Annotated in this window: 20 protein-coding genes; 10 read left to right on the forward strand and 10 right to left on the reverse strand. The window is 65.5% G+C overall.

What is annotated here, in order from left to right; all coding sequences use genetic code 11:
* Positions 1 to 16 precede the first annotated feature (16 nt).
* Positions 17 to 859, forward strand: a complete 843-nt coding sequence (locus LWC34_RS53495; RefSeq protein WP_233734316.1) for a transglutaminase family protein — start codon at positions 17 to 19, stop codon at positions 857 to 859.
* 453 nt (positions 860 to 1,312) lie between these two features.
* Here LWC34_RS53495 and LWC34_RS53500 read toward each other — a convergent pair whose 3' ends face one another.
* From LWC34_RS53500 to LWC34_RS53515, 4 genes are all read right to left on the reverse strand, one after another.
* Complete coding sequence (locus LWC34_RS53500; RefSeq protein ID WP_233734318.1) at positions 1,313 to 2,077, reverse strand: M48 family metallopeptidase; 765 nt, start codon at positions 2,075 to 2,077, stop codon at positions 1,313 to 1,315.
* Between the two features lie 19 nt (positions 2,078 to 2,096).
* On the reverse strand, positions 2,097 to 3,599 hold the full coding sequence (locus LWC34_RS53505) for a M48 family metallopeptidase (protein ID WP_233734320.1): 1,503 nt from the start codon (positions 3,597 to 3,599) through the stop codon (positions 2,097 to 2,099).
* Between the two features lie 88 nt (positions 3,600 to 3,687).
* Complete coding sequence (locus LWC34_RS53510; protein ID WP_233734322.1) at positions 3,688 to 4,512, reverse strand: M48 family metallopeptidase; 825 nt, start codon at positions 4,510 to 4,512, stop codon at positions 3,688 to 3,690.
* Between the two features lies 1 nt (position 4,513).
* Complete coding sequence (locus tag LWC34_RS53515; protein WP_233734324.1) at positions 4,514 to 4,942, reverse strand: type II toxin-antitoxin system PemK/MazF family toxin; 429 nt, start codon at positions 4,940 to 4,942, stop codon at positions 4,514 to 4,516.
* A 62-nt stretch (positions 4,943 to 5,004) separates the two neighbouring features.
* On the opposite strand from LWC34_RS53515, the gene lepA reads away from it, so the two are divergent.
* Both lepA and LWC34_RS53525 read left to right on the forward strand, forming a co-directional pair.
* On the forward strand, positions 5,005 to 6,852 hold the full coding sequence (gene lepA / locus LWC34_RS53520; protein ID WP_233734326.1) for a translation elongation factor 4: 1,848 nt from the start codon (positions 5,005 to 5,007) through the stop codon (positions 6,850 to 6,852).
* 92 nt (positions 6,853 to 6,944) lie between these two features.
* Complete coding sequence (locus LWC34_RS53525) at positions 6,945 to 7,520, forward strand: Uma2 family endonuclease (protein ID WP_233734328.1); 576 nt, start codon at positions 6,945 to 6,947, stop codon at positions 7,518 to 7,520.
* Positions 7,521 to 7,557: 37 nt separating this feature from the next.
* Here the strand turns inward: LWC34_RS53525 and LWC34_RS53530 are convergent, their stop codons facing one another.
* Positions 7,558 to 7,854, reverse strand: coding sequence for a hypothetical protein (locus LWC34_RS53530; protein ID WP_233734330.1), 297 nt, complete (start codon positions 7,852 to 7,854; stop codon positions 7,558 to 7,560).
* A 79-nt stretch (positions 7,855 to 7,933) separates the two neighbouring features.
* A complete protein-coding gene (locus tag LWC34_RS53535; protein ID WP_233734332.1) occupies positions 7,934 to 8,368 on the reverse strand; it encodes an HD domain-containing protein in 435 nt (144 codons plus the stop codon).
* A 139-nt stretch (positions 8,369 to 8,507) separates the two neighbouring features.
* Here LWC34_RS53535 and LWC34_RS53540 point away from each other — a divergent pair, with 139 nt between their 5' ends.
* Together LWC34_RS53540 and LWC34_RS53545 are read left to right on the forward strand one after the other, a co-directional pair.
* Complete coding sequence (locus tag LWC34_RS53540) at positions 8,508 to 10,181, forward strand: chitinase (RefSeq protein ID WP_233734334.1); 1,674 nt, start codon at positions 8,508 to 8,510, stop codon at positions 10,179 to 10,181.
* A gap of 68 nt (positions 10,182 to 10,249) precedes the next feature.
* Positions 10,250 to 11,290: an NAD(P)H-dependent flavin oxidoreductase gene (locus tag LWC34_RS53545; protein ID WP_233734336.1), complete on the forward strand. Its 1,041-nt coding sequence runs from the start codon at positions 10,250 to 10,252 to the stop codon at positions 11,288 to 11,290.
* On the opposite strand, the gene LWC34_RS53550 is transcribed toward LWC34_RS53545, so the two are convergent.
* Positions 11,247 to 11,750, reverse strand: coding sequence for a GNAT family N-acetyltransferase (locus tag LWC34_RS53550; protein ID WP_233734337.1), 504 nt, complete (start codon positions 11,748 to 11,750; stop codon positions 11,247 to 11,249). The two genes, LWC34_RS53545 and LWC34_RS53550, sit on opposite strands and share 44 nt — an antisense overlap.
* 35 nt (positions 11,751 to 11,785) lie before the next feature.
* Between LWC34_RS53550 and LWC34_RS53555 the strand changes: the two genes are divergently transcribed.
* Genes LWC34_RS53555 through LWC34_RS53565 form a run of 3 tightly spaced genes read left to right on the forward strand, consistent with a single transcriptional unit; the run spans position 11,786 to position 16,541 of the window.
* Positions 11,786 to 13,273 (forward strand): DUF885 domain-containing protein, encoded by a 1,488-nt coding sequence (locus LWC34_RS53555; protein WP_372496848.1) that lies wholly within the window; start codon positions 11,786 to 11,788, stop codon positions 13,271 to 13,273.
* Positions 13,270 to 14,901: a DUF885 domain-containing protein gene (locus LWC34_RS53560; RefSeq protein ID WP_233734339.1), complete on the forward strand. Its 1,632-nt coding sequence runs from the start codon at positions 13,270 to 13,272 to the stop codon at positions 14,899 to 14,901. Before LWC34_RS53555 ends, LWC34_RS53560 begins: the two co-directional genes overlap by 4 nt.
* Positions 14,898 to 16,541 (forward strand): DUF885 domain-containing protein, encoded by a 1,644-nt coding sequence (locus LWC34_RS53565; RefSeq protein WP_233734340.1) that lies wholly within the window; start codon positions 14,898 to 14,900, stop codon positions 16,539 to 16,541. Before LWC34_RS53560 ends, LWC34_RS53565 begins: the two co-directional genes overlap by 4 nt.
* Here LWC34_RS53565 and LWC34_RS53570 read toward each other — a convergent pair.
* The 3 genes from LWC34_RS53570 to LWC34_RS53580 all read right to left on the reverse strand — a co-directional run bounded on the left by LWC34_RS53570 (position 16,510) and on the right by LWC34_RS53580 (position 19,729).
* Positions 16,510 to 17,133: a DUF4230 domain-containing protein gene (locus LWC34_RS53570; RefSeq protein WP_372496849.1), complete on the reverse strand. Its 624-nt coding sequence runs from the start codon at positions 17,131 to 17,133 to the stop codon at positions 16,510 to 16,512. The genes LWC34_RS53565 and LWC34_RS53570 overlap by 32 nt on opposite strands.
* 54 nt (positions 17,134 to 17,187) lie before the next feature.
* Entirely contained in the window at positions 17,188 to 18,651 is a 1,464-nt protein-coding gene (locus LWC34_RS53575) for an amino acid permease (protein WP_233734341.1), read from the reverse strand.
* Between the two features lie 112 nt (positions 18,652 to 18,763).
* Positions 18,764 to 19,729: a zinc-binding dehydrogenase gene (locus LWC34_RS53580; protein WP_233734342.1), complete on the reverse strand. Its 966-nt coding sequence runs from the start codon at positions 19,727 to 19,729 to the stop codon at positions 18,764 to 18,766.
* A 67-nt stretch (positions 19,730 to 19,796) separates the two neighbouring features.
* Between LWC34_RS53580 and LWC34_RS53585 the strand changes: the two genes are divergently transcribed.
* Both LWC34_RS53585 and LWC34_RS53590 read left to right on the forward strand, forming a co-directional pair.
* Positions 19,797 to 19,991 carry a hypothetical protein gene (locus tag LWC34_RS53585; protein WP_233734343.1) on the forward strand — a complete coding sequence of 65 codons (195 nt, stop codon included), beginning with the start codon at positions 19,797 to 19,799 and terminating at the stop codon, positions 19,989 to 19,991.
* Between the two features lie 11 nt (positions 19,992 to 20,002).
* Complete coding sequence (locus LWC34_RS53590) at positions 20,003 to 20,413, forward strand: guanyl-specific ribonuclease (protein WP_233734344.1); 411 nt, start codon at positions 20,003 to 20,005, stop codon at positions 20,411 to 20,413.

Consider the following 20,413-nt stretch of genomic DNA (forward strand, 5'->3'; position numbering starts at 1 on the left):
CCAGCAAGGAGCGGAAATGAGCTGGCGTGTCAGGGTTGTTCACACGACGGGGTACCGCTACCGGTCCGCGGTTACCCAGTCATACAACGAAGTCCGCGTCACGCCACGCGCGGACCGCAAGCAAAGCGTTGTGGTCAGCCGCGTCGAGACCACCCCAGCCACTCGGCAATACCGATATGTCGACTATTGGGGCACGGTCGTCACCTCCTTCGACCTGCACGCGCCGCACACCCAGCTGAAGGTCGTCGGCTCCTCAGTGGTCGAAACCAGCGGCCAGGTCGAGCCGATCCGCACCGGGACCTGGGCGGATTTACGCGAGGACAACCTCGTCGACCGGTACACCGAACTGCTCGAAGCCACGGCGTACACGCCACGCGACCGTGAACTCGCCGCTGTGGCAAGGACCCTGCGCAAGGGCAAGACCCCGGCCGAAGCGGTTCTCGAAGCGTCCCAATGGGTGCACGAGCAGCTGAAGTACCAGCCAGGTACCACCGGCGTGCACTCGTCGGCGGTCGACTCGTACCGGGCCAAGGAAGGCGTCTGCCAGGACTTCGCCCACGTCACCCTGGTGTTGTTGCGTGCCATGGGAATCCCTGCCCGGTACGTCTCCGGCTACCTGCACACCAAGCCGGACGGCGAGCCGAAGGAGACCGTACGCGGCGAAAGCCACGCCTGGATCGAGGCGTGGACCGGCGGTTGGTGGGGCTACGACCCCACCAACGCCATCCCGATCGGCCCACGGCATGTCTGGGTCGCGCTTGGCCGGGACTATGCGGATGTCGCCCCGCTCAAAGGGATTTATTCCGGTGGCGACGCGACCGCGTTGGAGGTGACCGTCGACATCACCAGGCTGGCGTGAAGCGACGTGAACCACTCACGGGCCTCGGGCAGCCCAGTGGGATCGTCGACCACGTCGGCGACGAGCTCGGTGACGTCGAACAGCTCGCCGTTGATCATGCGCACATGCCAAGGGCCTGACCAGTTCAGCTCGTGCTTGGCCAGGCCGTCGCGCATGAGCACGTGCACCATGGCGTTCTCGACCAGGGCGATCAGGGTGTCACGGTCGTGGTCCGCGCTCACCGCGTTGATCGCGTCGGCGGCCGTGCCACTGTGCACTCCGAGCACCGCTGCCTGCTCGGCCGCGACGGCCGCACCGGCGATCTCGACGATCTGTGCCCAGTCCGCCCGCGGCCCGAGATCCTCTGGCACCGGAGGGATCTCCAACCGTGGCACGGTTTTCTCCGGATCGGCGTCCAACAGCAGCGCCTGGTCCGTGACGAACTCGGTGGCGCGCACGGGATCCGCCAGGTAGTCACGGAAACCCTTGAGCAGCTCCGGAGTCCGATCGGCGTACGGCAGCAGCTCGAAGTACGTCTCGGTGTACTCCTGCCACGCCTTGACCAGCGCGGGGACCTCGCGGAACCCGGATAGGGCGGCGGCTTTGCCCGCTGCCCGCACGGCCGCCGCGTCGGCTTCCAGCTCCTGTGCCCGGTTCACCGAACCCGCGAATGCCATGTACAGCCGTGAGTAACCGCGCAGCAGCCAGCCGACCGCGCTGCCACTGGTGTCCTCCGCGGTTGCCCGCATGACCATTCGTGGCTCGATAGGTCAACGCGGCCATCTTGGTGTGCCCGTGGCTGAAGTGGCCGAGTTCGTGACCGATCACGGCCCGTAGCTCGTTCACCGACATCCCGGCGACCAACGGAAGACCGATCGCCAGGTGCCGGAAACCTTGCCGCAGCCCGAGCAGCCGGGTGTCTTCCCACACCATCGCGTTGGCGTGGGCCACGATCACGATCTCGTCGGGTGTCCGCGTCCGCGCCGTCGCGGCCAGCTCGTCGACGACTCGCCAGAGCTCCGGCTGGCTCGTCCTGGTCATGTACGCGCCGTGCGCCTGGTAGCGAGCGCGTCCGGAAAAGCCGAGGTTGCCGGTGAGCAACGCACAGATCAAGACGATGCCGAGCAGGATCGCCCAGGTTCCCCGTTGCTCGACGATCATCCACACACAGGCGCACACGATCGCGCCAAGCAACACGAAATACCCGACCAGCGCCAGTACAGCGAGCCAGGCGCGCATCGCCACGTTCGTCGATCGATCACCTGGCCGACGGGTCGTAGTTCCACTTAGGACTCGGCTGCCCGGTGTCCACGTTCATCCTGGCCAGCCACTCCCGCAGCGCGGGCATCCGGGTGGGGTCGGCGACCGCGGGCTCGACCACCTCCGACACGTCCAGCAGCTCGCCGCCTGCCAGCCGCAGCCGCATCGGCCCCGACCAGTCCAGCTCGTACGCGGCGCGCTGCGAGCTGATCAGCGCCAGGCTGATGGTGTCGCTGACCAGCTGAGTCAGCACTTCGACCGCGGCCTTCTGCTTGTCGTGCGGGTGCATGTCCTCGTCGAGCGCCGGCGACGCGAGCGCGACGGCTTTGCCCTGATCGATGGCGGTCAGCACCTCGTCGAGGCTGCCGGTACGGGTCACTCCGGATACCGTGGCGAGCTTGACCAGGGCCTCGGCGTTGTTCTTGTCGATCGCGGCGCCCGCCAGCTGGACGATCTCCTGCCACGACGCCCGAGGGCCGAAGTCGCGGGTCAGCAACTGGCCTTCCAGCCGCGGGACGGTGTCCTCGGGGTGACGCAACACTGTCCACGATGGCCGGTTGTCGGCTTGCTGGTCCGGCTCGGTCATCTTGTCGATCGTGGCGATCCGGACCCGGATCGGCGGGTGGCTGTCGTACTTGGACGCGGGCTCGGCGTCCAGCATCTCGCCTTGCAACGCAGCCAGGTCTTCCCGGCGCTTGTCGTTGGTGAGGTACGAATTGAAACCCAGCAACAAATCCGGCGTACGGCCCGCTTGCCCAACCAGCCCGACGTACGAACGGTTGTAGTGCGCCCATGCCACGTCCAGCGCCGGAATCTTGCCCAGCGCCGAGCGGGCGGCCGATTTGCCTGCCGCGCGTACGGCCAGAGCGTCCGCCTGCAACTCCTGCGCACGGTTGGCCGACCGTGCGACGAGGAAGTACAGCTTCATGTACAGCCGCATGAGCCAGCCGATCGGACCGTCCAGCTCGTTGACCGTATGTGCCATGGTCGCCGACGCGCGGTACGTCACGGCGGCGTACTTGGTGTGCCCGTGGCTGTAGTGCCCGAGCTCGTGTCCCAACACGGCACGCAGCTCGCTCGTGGTCAGCCCAGCAAGCAACGGCAGACCGATTTCCATGTACCGACGCCCCGGCCGTAGCCCGAGAAGCTTGCTGTCTTCCCATACCGCGGCGTTGACCTCGGGCACGAGCCTGACCTCGTCAGGCCCGCGTGTGTTCGCCATGACCGCGAGTTCGTCGATCATGCGCCACAGCTCAGGCTGTTCCTCGCGCGTGATCGACGCCCCATGCGGTTGTGGTCGGTGCTTGAGCACCTTGTACAGCGCGCCACCGATCGCGAAGATCACGATCCCGACGACGATGACGAGCTTGATGCCCGCGAGCCGTCCCGTCGCCAGCGCGTAGATCGCCAGGCCCGCGAAGCCCACGATCAGACCTGTGATCAGGACGAAGAATCCGATCAACAGCACGACGGATAACCCGGCGCGTAGCCGAACCCCCACTGATGTCCACCCCTTGATTGCTCAGATCCCCCGACCTGGCCGCGGAAGTCTGCACCTTGGGGCTAGTGGTTGTCCACAAGGAAATGTGTCAGACGGTTTTCTCGTCCCGTGCCACACCGAGCTCCTCGAACAGCTGACGCTGCAAATACGGCAGTGATTTGTCCGGTTCGCTGAGCAGTTCCCACGCCGGTCCGCCGTGCTCGGCCCACTCCGCGACACCGGCCTTGGCCAGCGCTTCCGTGCCTTGCGGAGTGGACAGGAAAGCGTTGAACCGCTGCACAAGGTCGGGCGTTCGGTACTGGTAGGACACGCGTGCGGAGGAAAGGCGGAAGTCGTGCCACACGCTCGCCAGTGCGGGAAGTTTCATCAACGCCGCCTTCGCGACCTCTTCCCCAGCCGCGGCGACCGCCACCTCCTCGGCATGTTCCGCCCGCGCCCGGCTCTGCGATTTCGTGATCAACCGGTAGGGGAACAGGACAACACGCGGCAGCCGTGCTTCCAACGGCGACACGGTCTCGAAATGCGCGAGCTCGTGGCCGGTGACCGCACGCAGCTCGCTCGTCGACAATCCGCCGAGCAGCGGCAAACCCACCACCAGGGAACGGAAACCGCCCTGTTCGCTCAGCGTGGCGCGCATCTCGGGCCCGAGCCGGATCTCGTCGGGCGACCGGGTCTCAGCGACCTGCGCCACCTCGTCGACCATCTGCCACAGCCCGGGATGCAGCTTCCGGTTGATCCACGCGTCCTGCTGCAGCTGCGCCGTGGTCTTGGGACGCAGCAGGAACAGGCCGAACGACGCCAGCAGTATGAAGATCAACACCAGCGACGCCCACGTGGCGTTGAACAGGGCAAAGATGGCCGTGATGACCCCGGCCGCTATTGCCACAAGCAGTGCGAGGTATCCGGCCAGCATGTCAGCCCCTTATCCGTGCGGCGATCGCTTCAGCCACGCGCTGGAACCTGTCCGGCTCCAGCACGGCGCCCTCCCGGCGGATGTCGTCCTCGTCGAGTTCGTACATCCGGCTCAGCAGGACGAACGACTCACGGCCGTCCCGGTCCCACCCACCGCCGCCCAAGCCGACCCAGCCACGCTGGCCTGACCGGTCCTTGCTGGACAGCATCATGGCCAGCAGACGGTGACCGTTTCGTCCGATGACCAACAACGGCCTATCCTTACCCCTGTCCGGGTCCTCTTCGTAAGGGACCCAGGCCCAGACGATCTCACCGGGATCAGCGAGGCCGTCAAGGTCGGGGGAGTAGTCCAACCTCGAGCCGGGCTCGATCACATGCACCTGCCGGACATAGCCGTGGGCAGGTTTGGGGTCCTCGCCGGGATCACGCACGCGGCGAGCGTACTGGTCATGGGACTATTGAGCGGTCAGGCATGCAAACAGCGAGGGAATCAGTGGCCACGTTCGCCGATACGACGTTCACGCCGCCGGAGCGCATCCGGAACTTCTGCATCATCGCGCACATCGACCACGGCAAGTCCACCCTGGCCGACCGGATGCTGCAGCTCACCGGCGTGGTCGAGGAACGCGCCATGCGGGCTCAGTACCTGGACCGGATGGACATCGAGCGCGAACGCGGCATCACGATCAAGGCACAGAACGTGCGCCTGCCATGGGTGGTCGACGACGAGGAAATCGTCCTGCACATGATCGACACCCCCGGGCACGTCGACTTCACCTACGAGGTCTCCCGCGCGCTCGAAGCGTGTGAAGGCGCGATCCTGCTGGTCGACGCCGCACAGGGGATCGAGGCGCAGACACTGGCGAACCTGTACCTGGCGCTGGAGAACAACCTGGCGATCATCCCGGTGCTGAACAAGATCGACCTGCCGGCGGCCGACCCGGAGAAGTATTCACGTGAGCTCGCGCACATCATCGGCTGCGAGCCGGAGGACGTGCTGAAGGTCTCCGCGAAGACCGGTGTCGGCGTGCGTGAGCTGCTCGACGAGGTCGTCCGGAAGGTCCCGGCACCGGTCGGCCGCGACGACGCCCCGGCCCGGGCGATGATCTTCGACTCGGTCTACGACACATACCGCGGCGTCGTGACCTACATCCGGGTCGTGGACGGCCGGATCACCCCGCGCGAGCGGATCCGGATGATGTCCACCGGAGCGGTGCACGAACTGCTCGAGGTCGGCATCATCTCGCCCGAGCCCAAGCCAAGCGTCGGCCTCGGCGTCGGCGAGGTGGGCTACCTGATCACCGGTGTGAAGGACGTCCGCCAGTCCAAGGTCGGCGACACGGTGACCTCGGAACGCAAGGGCGCGACCGAGCCGCTGGCCGGTTATCGAGAGCCGCGGCCGATGGTCTACTCGGGCCTCTACCCGCTGGACGGCTCGGACTACCCGGACCTGCGTGAAGCGCTCGACAAGCTGCGCCTGAACGACGCGGCGCTGACGTACGAACCGGAAACCTCGGCGGCACTGGGCTTCGGCTTCCGCTGCGGCTTCCTCGGCCTGCTGCATCTGGAGATCACCCGCGACCGGCTGGAGCGCGAGTTCGGGCTGGAGCTGATTTCCACAGCGCCGAACGTGGTCTACCGCGTGGTGACCGACGACGGCTTCGAGACAACCGTGACCAACCCGTCCGACTGGGTCGACGGCAAGATCATGGAGGTCTACGAGCCGATCGTGAAAACGACGGTGATCTGCCCGAGCGAGTTCATCGGCACGGTGATGGAGCTCTGCCAGGCGCGCCGCGGCCAGCTCGGCGGGATGGACTACCTGTCGGAGGACCGCGTCGAGCTGCGCTACACAATGCCGCTGGCGGAGATCATCTTCGACTTCTTCGACTCCCTGAAGTCCCGCACACGTGGATACGCGTCGCTGGACTATGAGGAAGCGGGCGAGCAGACCGCGAACCTGGTCAAGGTCGACATCCTGCTGCAGGGCGAACCGGTGGACGCGTTCAGCGCGATCGTGCACCGGGATGCCGCCTATGCGTATGGCACGCGGATGGCCACGAAACTGCGTGAGCTCATTCCCCGCCAGCAGTTCGAGGTGCCGATCCAGGCCGCCATCGGTTCGCGCGTTATCGCCCGCGAAACGATTCGGGCGATGCGTAAGGACGTTCTTGCCAAGTGCTACGGCGGTGACATCACCCGTAAGCGCAAACTGCTGGAAAAGCAGAAGGAAGGCAAGAAGCGGATGAAGATGGTCGGCCGGGTCGAGGTGCCGCAGGAGGCCTTCGTCGCGGCTTTGTCCACCGACGAGGCAGGCGACAAGCCCAAGGGCAAGAAGTAGCGGGAATTCCGGGAATGGAAATCCCATTCCCGGTCCCATCAAGTGTGCATGGCCCTCTGCTGCACTTGGCAGCATGAAGAAACGGAGGGACCATGACAGCTGTGATGGTCGAGTTTCCAGGTGGGTCGGGACCGCTCACGGTCGAGGACTTGGAGCGGATGCCCGATGACGGCCGCCGCTACGAGCTGGTGGACGGAGTGCTGTTTGTGAGCCCCGCGCCAGGAACGCGACATCAGAAGGTGGTCTTGCGGCTCGGTGCGCTCTTGGACGCTGTCTGCCCGATCGACCTGGAGGTGCTGACGGCACCGTTCGCTGTGCGGTCGGCGATCCATACTGAGGTGCAGCCGGATGTTCTCGTTGCGAGATATGGTGACCTCACGGAGAAGTTGTTGCCGGTAGCGCCTCTGCTGGCGGTGGAGGTGCTACCGCCGAGCACGGCTGTGATCGACGCCAATGTCAAGAAAGACGCCTATCGGAAGATGGGCGTTCTGAACTATTGGATCATCGATCCGCTCGATGCATGGCTCACTGTCTTCGAACTGGACGAGTCCAGAAACTATGTCCAAGTTGCTGAGGTGAAAGGGGAGGATGTGTTCGAAGTCCGGCACCCTTTCCCGGCGCGGATAGTCGTCGCTGAACTCCTGGGCAAGTGGTGGAATCGGCCTTAGGGTGAAGTAGACGACATGCCCATAGGCACGAACTAAGTCACCCGCGCTGGTCGGTTTCCGGTCGGCGTTGAGCGAGCTGTTCCATGATCGTGTCGAAGATCGACCGCGGTGGGACGGCGGCGGGATGGATCTCAATCCCGCCGCTCTCGTTGAGCACGATCTGCCTGCCAGGGTAAGCACCTTGGGCGATAGCCACGTCGCGTTCGTCGAACTGCCCTTGGAAGACCGGTACTCCGTGATAGAGCTCCACTTTTTCCGCGCCGGTAGGCCAGCGGTACCGGCAGGCATCGACATCGAACAATTCGCTGGGCGTGGGTAGATCAGGACCGTTCACGGGTTCGCTTCCTGCTGATGTCACGTGCGTGCCGTCAACAGGGTGACAGGGTTCGCCGAACTGCGCAGGCCGAGCGCGGCTAGCTCGTCAGTTCGTCCAGTAACCGGATCGCCTCCGCGTACTTCGCGCGGAGGCGATCTTGCGTTTCCGGCTCGAGCATCGCCAGCCGCTGCGGGTCCGTGTTGTCCGCGATATCCGCGCGTTTCACTTGCACGGCAATAGGATCAGCCGCGACGCGCCGCAAATACGAAGGCATGGTCTCGCCTGGGACCTTGCTCAACGCGATCACGGCGACAACGACATCTTCGGGACATCCGGCGGAACGAAGGTCCGAAGCCGTAACCGAGGTGTCCTCGACGACATCGTGCAGCACCGCAGCCATTTGCGCGTGCGCCCCCTTCACCCGGGCCAGCACGCGCAACGGGTGGTCGATGTACGGCTTGCCGCCCTTGTCGACCTGACCCGCGTGCGCCGCGCGGGCGATCCGGATCGCGTCATCCAGTACGAAGCTCACGAGTTCATGATCGCAGGACAGCCCAGCCAACGGCGGTGACTGTGCCCGCGCGGGTGAACTAGGGGTTGACAGCACCTATTGGTCTAGTCCATTTTAGTGGTGTAGACCACAAACCGGGCGCGGGTGTGGAGAAAAGAACATGGTCAGCAAGACCAGGCGGCTGCTCGCAGCCGCCAGCTGCGTCACGGTCGCCATTTCCGCTCTTGTTTTGGTTCCGGCCGGACAGGCCTTCGCCGCGAACATAGTCAGCAACCCGGGCTTCGAGACGGGCACGTTATCCGGCTGGTCGTGCACAGGTGGTGCGACCGTCGTGAGCAGCCCAGTCAGATCCGGAACGAAGGCCTTGGGCGCAACGCCCGCAGGCCAGGACTACGCGAAGTGCTCGCAACAGATCGCGGTCCAGCCCAACACCGCGTACAAGCTCACCGCGTGGGTCAACGGCAGCTACACCTACCTTGGTGTCAGCGGAAACGGCCTGCCCGACCGCAACACCTGGTCGCCGTCGACCGGCTGGGCCCAGCTGAGCCTCGACTTCACGACCCCGGCGTCGACCACGAGCGTCACGATCTACACCCATGGCTGGTACGGCCAACCGACCTACTACGTCGACGACGTCTCACTCGACGGGCCCGGCGGCACACCCACGATCCCTGTCGCGCCAACAGGTTTGAGCGCCAGCGCGGCGAGCTCGACAAGTGTGAACCTGTCCTGGAGCGGTCCGTCCAACGCGACGAGCTACCGCGTGTACCGCAACAACCAGTTGGTTGCTTCGCCCACAGGAAGCTCGCACACGGACACCGGCCTGACGGCGAACACGTCCTACAGCTACCAGGTCAGTGCCGTGAACGCGGTTGGCGAATCGCCAAGGACCACAGCGGTTTCCGTGACGACCCCGCCCGTCGGCGGCCCCGACCCGGGTCCTCTGCCCAAGCACGTGCTGACCGGTTACTGGCAGAACTTCTACAACGGGGCCCGTGCCCTGAGGCTCGCCGATGTGCCGACGACCTACGACATCATCGCGGTTTCCTTTGCCGACACGGTTCCTGGCCGCGCGGGCGGTGTCACGTTCAACCTCGACTCCGGGTTGTCCTCGCAACTCGGCGGGTACACCGACGCGCAGTTCCGCCAGGACATCAGGACTGTCCAGGCACGCGGTCAGAAGGTGATCATCTCGGTCGGTGGTGAGAAGGGCACGGTTGTCGTCGGCGACAGCACGGCCGCGACCAACTTCGCCAACGACATCAGGGGCTTGATCAGTTCGTACGGTTTCGACGGCATCGACATCGACCTGGAGAACGGCATCCACCCGGGTCCGATGGCGACCGCGTTGCGCAGCATCCACGCGGGCGGCGGCAAGGTCATCACGATGGCTCCGCAGACCATCGACATGCAGTCCACCCAGGGCGGCTACTTCCAGTTGGCGCTGAACATCAAGGACATCTTGACCATCGTCAACATGCAGTACTACAACTCGGGCACGATGCTCGGCTGCGACCAGCAGGTCTACGGCCAGGGCACGGTCAACTTCCTGACCGCGCTCTCGTGCATCCAGTTGCAGGGCGGCCTGCGTCCTGACCAGGTCGGACTGGGCCTGCCCGCGTCACCGTCCGGCGCCGGTGGCGGGTACCAATCGCCGTCCAACGTCAACAACGCCCTGAGCTGCTTGGCTCGCGGTACCAACTGCGGCACCTTCAAGCCGAGCACTACCTGGCCGGGCATCCGTGGCGCGATGACCTGGTCCATCAACTGGGACGCCTCGAACGGCTACCAGTTCGCGAACACTGTCGCACCGCACCTCGACACCCTGCCTTGAGGTGCATCGGGAGTGGCTCTCGCCTCAGCCCACGGGCGAGAGCCACTTCCGAGTTCTATTCTCTGCTGATGTTCCCCAAGCTGATCGTCGCGCCGATGGCAGGTGGCCCGTCAACGCCGGAACTCGTCGCCGGAGCGGCGAACGCGGGAGCTTTCGGCTTCCTCGCGGCCGGTTACCTCACGCCGGAAGCTCTGGCCGGGCAGATCGCCCTGACCAAAGAGCTCACGACAAACCCGTTCGGTGTCAACGTTTTCGTTCCCGGTGAAGAGTCCACAGCGGATCTGAGCGAGTACCAGGAGATCCTTGAGCTGGTTTACGGCAGTGCGCCTGGCGATTGCACGTGGACCGACGACGACTACCCCGCGAAGATCAACGTCCTGGTCAACAACCCCGTCGACACCGTCTCGTTCACGTTCGGCGTGCCGTCGGAGTACGACGTTGAGGAGCTGCGCGCGGTCGGCAGCAAGATCGTCATCACGGTGACCAGTCCGGAGGAAGCCCGCCGGGCGGCCGAACTTGACCCGGATGCGTTGTGCGTCCAGGGTTTCGAGGCGGGCGCGCATCGCGGGATCTTCGTTGACGACGGCTCACCGAACGGGGCGCCGACCTACGGTTTGCTTGCCGCACTGCGAATGGTCAGCGCGACGGTGGATCTTCCATTGATCGCCGCGGGCGGATTGGTGCACGGCGCCGACGTCGCCGCGGTGCTGACGGCCGGAGCTGTCGCCGCGCAGCTCGGGACCGCGTTCCTGCAGTGTCCGGAGGCTGGAACCCAGCCGCTGCACCGGCAAGAGCTGCAGGGCACCAGGGAGACCACGTTCACCAGGGCTTTCAGCGGCCGCCCGGCCCGCGCGTTGATCAACCGGTTCGTTGAAGCCAACAGCGCCTTGGCGCCAGCCGCGTATCCACAGGTCAATAGCATGACCAAGCCGATCCGCGCTGCCGCGGCCAAAGAAGGCGACCCCGAGGCGATGTCGTTGTACGCGGGCCAAACCTATGCCTACGCGCCGCAAGGCACCGTGGCCGAGGTGATCGCGTTGCTGGACACGCAGATGCGGGCCGCGATCAAATCCGTTGCGACAGCACTTGACCCGGCCAGTCAAAAATAGCCTTGAAGGTGTACGACTTCTCGAACCCGTGCCGTTCGTAGTACCGGACAAGATCGCCGTTGCCGCCCCCGAAGCAGTCGACGCGCAGCAGTGACACGCCTTTCTCGCGCGCGATCGACACCGCCTTCTCCAGCAGCTGCGTGCCGATCTTCTTGCCAGCATGCCGTCGTGAGGTCAGCAGCAGCCACACGTAGACCTCGGGCTCGTCGATCGGCTTGACCTGCGGGACCGGCTTGTCGCTGGTGATCATCACGCCCACTGGCTCGCCGTCCAGCTCGGCCATCCACACGTCGGCTTCCTTGATCATGCAGGTCACGCTCGCGAGCCGGGTCGGTGTCTCCGACCAGAGGTCGGTGCCCCACTGCTGGGTGTTGCCTCGCGACACCATCCACCGCACGGCCTCGTCACCCATGGCCATGATCGCGTCGATGTCGGCCGCACCACCGGCTCTAATCCGCATGCGTTCTGTCTACCGCATTGACAAGAATGGGTCTCGTGATCGACCGACTTGCCGACGAGCTGCTGAGCGTCATCGCCGACGAAGATCCGATCAACGAGTTCCTCGACGACGCCGACATCACCCTCCCACTGCCGGATCCCAGTGAGGACGCCCAGTTCCAGCTGGCCGACCGGGCGCGCGACATCGCTGAGCGGGCCAGCGCGCTGGAGCCAAGCGTCACCAGAGGTGTCCTGCTCCAGCAGGCCGAAGCGGTGATCACCAGAGTCGAGTCGAGACTGGTCGAGCACACCATGTGGGACTTCCTGATCTCGCCGATCGCCAAGATCTTCACCGGCCGGGTCGCCGAGGATCCGGCCAGGATCGCCGCCTTGCCGCGATTCCTGGCCGAATCGGCGAAACGGCATCAGGCTGGTGTCGCCGCGGGACGGCTTCCCGTCGCCTACCGGGCCAAGGCCGCGGTCGGGCGGATTGACGCTTTCCTGGCCAACCCAGCCGAATTGCGCACCGACGATCCGGAGATCCTGCGTGCTTTCGTGGCATACCGGGATGTTCTGGACAGCCTGCCCGGTAGGCCCGAGGAACAACCGGGCTTGTGCTGGTTGCCTGACGGCGAAGCCACATACGCGCGGTTGGCGCAGATGCACACAACCACTGCGTACACGCCCGAGCAGGTGCACCAGATGGGTTTGGACGCCATGGCACGGCTGGACGAGGAGTTCGCGCAGAACGGTAAGGCACCGGCGGCCCATATCCGTGACCAGATCCGCAACGACCCGTCGATGCGTTACCGCAGCGAGGACGAGGTCCTGGCGATCCCGCGCGCGGCCATAGCGCGTGCGATGGAGATAGCGCCGCGGTACTTCGGGCGTCTGCCAGCCGTGCCGTGCACTGTCGAACCCACGCCAGCTGAACGGGCGCCCGGTCAGTCCGTCGCGTCGTACTCACCCGAAAAGGCCGTGTACTACGCCAACACGTATCGCTGGCAGCAACGGGACCGGTGCATCGCCGAGGCAAACGCTTTCCACGAGGGCGTTCCCGGCCATCACTTCCAAATCACCCTGGCCAAGGAAATGACCGGGGTGCCCCGGCTGCGCAAGGTGGCGTGGATCAACTCCTACCTCGAAGGCTGGAGCCTGTACTGCGAACGGCTGGCCGACGAGCTCGGTCTCTACTCGGACGACGAGGCCAGGATCGGGATGCTGGTGCTGGAGTCGGTCCGGGCCGCGCGCCTGGTCGTCGACACCGGGCTGCACGCGTTCGGCTGGACTCGCGCCCAGGTCGTCGCCTACTTGCGTGAGCACACCGCGATGAACGAGGTCGAGATCCAGCAGGAGACGGATCGCTACATCGAGCTGCCCGGACAGGGATTGTCGTACCTGTGTGGCAGGTTTGAACTCGACCGCATCCGGGCATTGGCAGAGACCAGTCCCGATTTCGACCTGCGCGCGTTCCACGATGTGGTGCTGGGTGCAGGTCCGGTTCCGATGAACGTGCTGGCAGACGTGGTGATGGGGGAGTTGTGACCCAGATCGAGAAGATCGCCGACGAGGTGCTCGAGTTGCTGATCGAGGAGGACCCGCTCGGCGAGATGATCCAGGGCCTGCCTGGCGTCGACAGCAAGCTGAGCGACCTCGACGAGGCCGGGCAGGCGATCCTGCGCACGCGTGCGCTCGACGCCGCGCGCCGGGCCCGTGAGGACAAGTCCGACGACTGGATCACCAGGGCGGTGGTGATCGACCAGGCGCAGGCGATCGTCGCGCGGATCGACGCCAAACTGGTCGAGACCGAGGTCGCCGACCTGATGGTCAGCCCGATCGCCCGGCTGCTCGGGATGCTGCCGATGGTCGCGCCGCAGGGCGCCGAGGCCGAGCGGAGCTACTTCACCCGCCTGGAGATGATCCCGGACTACCTGGCCAAGGCCGCGGACCGGCACCGGACCGGGATCGCGCACGGCCGCACGCCAGTCGCGTCGCGTGCCGCGTACGCCCTGGACCACCTGGAGAACTACCTCGCCAACCCGGCAACGGACCCGCTGCGGCAGGTGCCCGTCACCAACACGGCTGAGCGCGACCGTCTGATCGACGATTTCGTACGACCCGCGTTCGCCAAGTACCGGACGGCGCTTGCCGAGGACGTCGCGCCGCACGGTCGCCCGGACGACAAACCCGGGTTGGGCTGGCTGCCCGGCGGCGAGGCGACGTACGCGTCGTTGGCGCGCGTGCACACCACAACCCACCGCACGCCTGAGGAGATGCACCAGACCGGCCTGGCGTTGATCGAAGCCTTGGCCGAGGAGTACGCGGATATCGGCGGCCGCGTCTTCGGCGTGAAAACGGTCGCCGAGGTGCACGAACGGCTGCGCACCGATCCGTCGCTGAAGTGGGGCAGCGCGGAGGAGTTGCTGGCTGGAGCGCGCGCGGCGATGGACCGTGCCGAAGCGGCGGCTCCGGAATGGTTCGGGTTACTGCCCTCGCAAGCCTGCCTGTTGGAGAAGACTCCGGCCGCCAGCGAGCAACACGAGACGTCCGCGTACTACCTGCCGCCCGCGCTGGATGGCAGCAGGCCAGGCATCTACTACGCGAACACGTACAAAGCGACCGAGCGCGACCGGACCATCGCCGAAGCCACCGCGTTCCACGAAGCCGTGCCAGGGCACCACTTCCAGGTCACGATCGCGCAGGAGCGCAGCATGCCGATGCTGCGCCGGTGCTCGGCGATCAACGCGTACGCAGAGGGCTGGGGCCTTTACTGCGAGCGCCTTGGCGACGAGATGGGCCTGTACTCCGACGATGTCGCGCGACTCGGCATGCTCGCGATGGACTCGGTCCGCGCCGCACGGCTCGTCGTGGACACGGGCCTGCACGCGTTCGGTTGGTCACGTCAGAAGACCGTGGATTACTTGCGGGACAACACAGTGATGTCCGAGGTGGAGATCCAGAGTGAAACGGATCGCTACATCGGCATGCCCGGCCAGGCCCTGTCGTACATGATCGGCCGCCTGGAAATCCAGCGAGTGCGGGCCAAGGCCGAGGAGACCATGGGATCCGCCTTCGACATCAAGGGATTCCACGATGTCGTGCTCGGCGCCGGTCCGGTCCCGATGGACGTGCTTGACGAGATCGTGACCGAGTGGTCGAAGGCGGAGACATGATCGACGCCCTCGCCGATCGGCTGCTCGATCTGATCGGCACAGAGGATCCGTTGCGAGCAAGCATGACCGGCATCCCCGGACACGACCACGAACTGCGGGATTTCAGCCCGGAGGCGGACAGTGACCTGCGGGATCGTGCGGTGCGGATCGCCGCCGAGGCTGAGCTGGCCGAACCGGGCGTGACGCGCAGTGTGGTGCTGCACTTGGCCGCGTCGCTGGTCGACAGGGTCAACGCGGGGCTGGTGGACCATGTCCTGGCGAGCTTCATCAGCGCGCCGACGATCCAGCTCGTGACGTTCGCTCCCCGGGTCGTGCCCACGTCAGAACAGGCCGAAAGTGCTTATCTGGAGCGGCTTTCGGCGATTCCGCGCTACCTCGCCCAGATCGCGGATCGCAACCGGGCCGCGGTGGCGGCTGAACGGTTCCCGGTGGCGAGGATGGCGCGGACCGCGATCACGCACATCGACCGGTACCTCAGCCACACACCTGATGCGTTCACGCAACCGTCGCTGACATCGGGCGCGGCAGCACAACGTGACCGCCTGCTGGCTGAGGCAGCGCGTCCGGCGTTCGTGCAGTACCGGGAGGTGCTGGACAAGGAGATCGCGCCGCACGGCAGATCGGACGACAAGCCGGGTTTGTGTTGGTTGCCCGACGGCGATGCGGCGTACGACGCGATGGTCCGTGTGCACACGACCACCGCGCGCACGCCGGAGGAGCTGCACCGCACAGGCCTGCAGTTGATCGAGGCCCTCGCCGAGGAGTACGCGACGATTGGCAGCCGCGTGTTCGGGCTGTCCACAGCTGCGGAAGTGCAGGAGCGCCTGCGCACCGACCCGTCGCTGAAGTGGGGAAGCGCCGAGGAGATCCTTACGCACGCGCGGACAACCATCGAGCGTGCCGAACACGTTGCGCCGCAATGGTTCACGCGCTTGCCGGACAAGCGATGCGCGGTGGAGCCTGTCCCGGACGCCGAGGCGCCCAACGTGGCTGCCGCCTACTACACGGATCCCGCGCTCGACGGATCTCGTGAGGGCACCTATTGGATTAACACATACAAGGCGACCGACCGAGACCGGACTATCGCCGAAGCCATCGCGTTCCACGAAGCCGTGCCAGGGCACCATTTCCAGACCGCGTCTGCCCAGCAGATCGACAATCTCCCCTTGCTGCGGCGGCTCGCGTTCATTACCGCCTACAGCGAAGGTTGGGCGTTGTACGCGGAACGACTGGCCGACGAAATGGGCCTGTACTCCGACGACTTGGCGCGGCTCGGCATGGTTGCGGAAGACTCCATGCGGGCCGCGCGGCTCGTGGTGGACACGGGCCTGCACGCGATGGGCTGGTCACGGCAGCAGACCGTCGATTACTTGCGCGACAACACCGTAATGTCCGATGTGGAGATTCAGGCCGAGGTCGACCGGTACATCGAGTACCCAGGGCAGGCGTTGTCGTACATGGTCGGGCGCATGGAAATCCAGCGAGTGCGGGCGAAAGCCGTAGAGACTATGGGATCCGCCTTTGACATCAAGGGTTTCCACGATGTCGTGCTCGGCGGTGGCCCGCTGCCGATGGCGGTACTGGACGAGGTCGTCGCGGACTGGGTCCTCACTCGTGCGGGGCTGTCTCCTGGAATGTGACGCGGTAGCCGAGCGCTGTCATCATCCCGGTCAGCATCGCCCTGGTGTTGTTGCGCGCGCGTTCGGTCAGGCCTGAGCGCTGGGCGGCTTCGGTGATCTTCTGTTCGGCGGCGACGTAGAACTGTTGCTGCTGCGGAGGTTCGACCAGCGCGCCGAGGGTGTCAAGCAGGCCGCGTTCCTGGCTGAACACGTAACTGCGCGTGTTGTCGAGGTTCGGCTTGGCCAGTTGCGGCTGCGGCAGTCTCAACTCGACGGAGGTCCGGTCCTCGGACACGATGATGTTGCCGTCAGCGAGTTTGCCGAAGTCGATGAACGCGTCGATCGACCCGGCCGCCACGAACAGCGTCCGCTCACCGGCGATGGACGACGGCACCCACGCCACGTCCTTCTCGATATCGACAACGACCTGGTAGTCGCCTGCCGCGGCGTGGTACTGGCTCAAGTCCCGGACAGCCTGCAGCACCGCCGGCTGTGATCTGTCTATTGTGGACGTACCGAACTTCGGCAACAGACCGGCGATCTGCAGCACCGCCGTGACGACGAGGATGCCTGCCAGCATCAGCGCCACCGGCCGTATCCAGCGAGTTTTCACAGGCCACCACCTCTCCCGAAGGGGATACCCAGTCCGGGAGAGGTGGATACTCCGCTATTCGGACCTATTCAGATTCGACTTGCGCTTGCTGTACAGGAAGTAGATCAGCATGCCCGCGACGAACCACCCGGCGAACCGCAGCCACGTTTCCCACTGCAGGTACGTGATCAGCCAGAGCGAGAAGACCACGCCGATCGCTGGCACCACCGGCATACCGGGTGTCTTGAACGTCCGCGGCAGGTCTGGCCTGCGGTAACGCAGCACGATCACCGCCACGCACACCACGACGAAAGCAAGCAGGATGCCGATATTGGTCAGCTCGGCGACCTCGATGATCGGCAGCAACCCGGCGAGGACCGCCGAGATGATGCCAGCCAGCCACGCCACCCGAACCGGAACCTTGCGTACCGGGTGCGTCTTGGCGAACCACGCGGGCAGCAGCCCGTCGCGGCTCATCGCGAACCAGACACGCGTGACGCCCAGCATGAACGTGAACATGACGGTCAGGATGCCGATGATCGCGCCAGCCGCGATGACAGTGCCGAGCCCGCCGAGACCGACGCTGGCGAACGCCGTGGAGAACCCGCTCTCCGGGTCGATCAGGGTGTAGTCCTGCATTCCGGTCAGCACAAGGCAGGCAAGGACGTACAGGAGCATCGAGATGGCCAGCGAGTAGATGATCGCCTTCGGCATGTGCCGCTGCGCGTCCTTGGACTCCTCGGCCGCGGTGGACATCGCGTCGTAGCCGAACACCGCGAAGAACACCAAGGCCGCGCCGCTCATCGCGCCGGTGAATCCTGCCGGCGCGAACGGAGTGAGGTTGCCAGTCCTGATGTAGAAGAACCCGACCACGATCACCACGAGCACGACCGCGACCTTGATCGCGACCACGATCGTCTCGAACCTCGCCGCCGCCCTGATCCCCCGCGTCAGCAGGAACGCGATCAGCAGGCACAGGACCACCGCGATCAGGTTGATCTTGTACGTGCCCGGCGCGACGTCGGCGGGTTCGGTGCCTGGCGCGCCGAGCATCCACTGCGGCAGGTTGATGCCGATCTGGTCGACGAGGAAGTTGAAGTATCCGGATATGCCGATCGCGACCACCGCGACGATCGCGGTGTATTCGAGCAGCAGGTCCCAGCCGATGAACCAGCCGACGATCTCGCCGAGCACCGCGTAGCCGTACGTGTAGGCCGACCCGGCTTTCGGGATGAGCCCGGCGAACTCCGCGTACGAGAACGCCGCCGCCGCGCTCGCGATCCCGGCGATCAGGAACGAGATGAGCACCGCGGGCCCGACGCCCGCGACGCCTTTCGATGGATCACCGTGGGCGACGCTGCCGGCGAGGCTGAAAATGCCAGCCCCGATGATGCCGCCGACCCCGATCGCTGTGAGCTGCCACAGACCAAGGGTCTTGGTCAGCCCGTCCTGGCTCTTGACGTCCTCGATCTGCTCAATGGGCTTGCGTCGGAAGATCCCCGACCCACCACCCAACCCACTGCTCTGTAGGTCAGACATTCACCGAACATAGACCCGCGAAGGCCCGGCGGCCGGATGAACACATTCCCAGCTAGAGGGTCGTGAGTGTTTTTGCCGGTTAGAACCGGCGTAACCACTCACGACCTACCCGTCAACGCGTGAAAACGATCTTCCCGGCCGTGTCACCTTCGAGCATCGCCTTGAAGCCCTCTTCGGCGCGCTCCAACGGCAACTCCGCGCCGATCTTCGGCCGTACGCCGGTCACGTCGCAGTACTTCAGCAGGTCAGCCAGTTCGTCCCGGGTGCCCATGGTCGAGCCGATCACCGAAAGCTGCAGGAAGAACAACCGCTGCAGCTCCGCGTTCGCGTCCGGGCCGCTGGTCGAGCCGGAAACCACGATGACACCGCCCGGCTTGAGCGACTTCATCGAGTGCGACCAGGTCGCCTTACCCACGGTCTCGAACACGCCGTCCACCCGCTCCGGCAACCGCGCGCCGGACTCGAACGTGTCATGAGCGCCCAAAGAGGCAGCAAGCGCACGCTTCTCCTCCGAACGACCAGTCGCCCAGACGCGGAAGCCCGCCGCCCGGCCAAGCTGGATCAACGCAGTCGCCACACCACCGGACGCGCCCTGCACCAGGATCGTCTGCCCGGGCCGCAGCCCCGACTTCACGAACAGCATCCGATACGCCGTCAGCCACGCCGTGCCCATGCAGGCGGCCTCGGAGAACGACAGCCCCGCGGGCTTCGGCAGGACGTTGCCCGCCGGGACGACCACGGACTCGGCGAACGTGCCCTGATGCTTCTCGGTCAGCAGGGTCCGCTTCGGGTCGAGGGTCTCGTCACCGGTCCAGCCAGGCGAGGTGATCACCGAGTGGATCACCACCTCGGTGCCGTCGTCGAGCACGCCAGCGCCGTCGCAGCCGAGGATCATCGGGAACTGCTCGGGCTTGATACCCACCCCGCGCAGCGTCCACAGATCGTGCATGTTCAGGCTCGCTGCCTTGACCGACACGCGCACCCAGCCGTCCGGGACGTCCGGCGAAGGACGGTCACCGATCGTCAACGCGGCGAGTGGGTTGTCCGGCTGAGGCGACGCTGCATACACGGCGAACATGCCAAGCAACATACCCATTACCCCATTCGTGCGCCTGTGGGCTCGGACACGGCGTAGCCTCGACGCTGTGTCGTGGTTGTCCGATTGGTGGAACGGCGTCGAGTTGTGGATCACGCAACTGGCGTTCCCGTTCCAGTTCGCGATCGTCATCGCGGTCTTGCTGCCGGTGTGCGCTGGCCTCGCGTGGCTGATCGACCGCGTCGTCGACTTCGGCGCGAGCAAAGTCAGCCCGTCTCGCGGTGAAGAAGTGGACTGCGATTAGGGTTGGGCGCCATGGGGTCGCGCAAACGCATCACGTTCGCCCTGATCGGACTGGTCATCCTGGTGGTGGCCGGGTGGCTGATCCGCGACGCCAGCACGGAGTCGGCGCCCGCGCCGTCGCTTCCCGGTCAGGACTCAGGCCTGCAGGTCAAGGCTCTGTCCACGCTGCCGCCCGAAGCGGGCACGACCTGGCGGCTGATCGAGAAGGGCGGCCCGTTCCCGTCCACTCGGGACGGTGTGGTGTTCGAGAACCGGGAGAAACGCCTGCCAGCCAAGGCCAAGGACTACTACCGCGAATACACCGTGCCGACGCCTGGCAGTAAGGACCGCGGTGCCCGCCGGTTGGTCAACGGCCAGCACCGTGAGCTCTACTACACCGAGAACCACTACGAGTCGTTCGTACTGGTGGACCCGGGGAAGTGA

Source organism: Kibdelosporangium philippinense, from assembly GCF_021390435.2.
Lineage (GTDB): Bacteria > Actinomycetota > Actinomycetes > Mycobacteriales > Pseudonocardiaceae > Kibdelosporangium > Kibdelosporangium philippinense.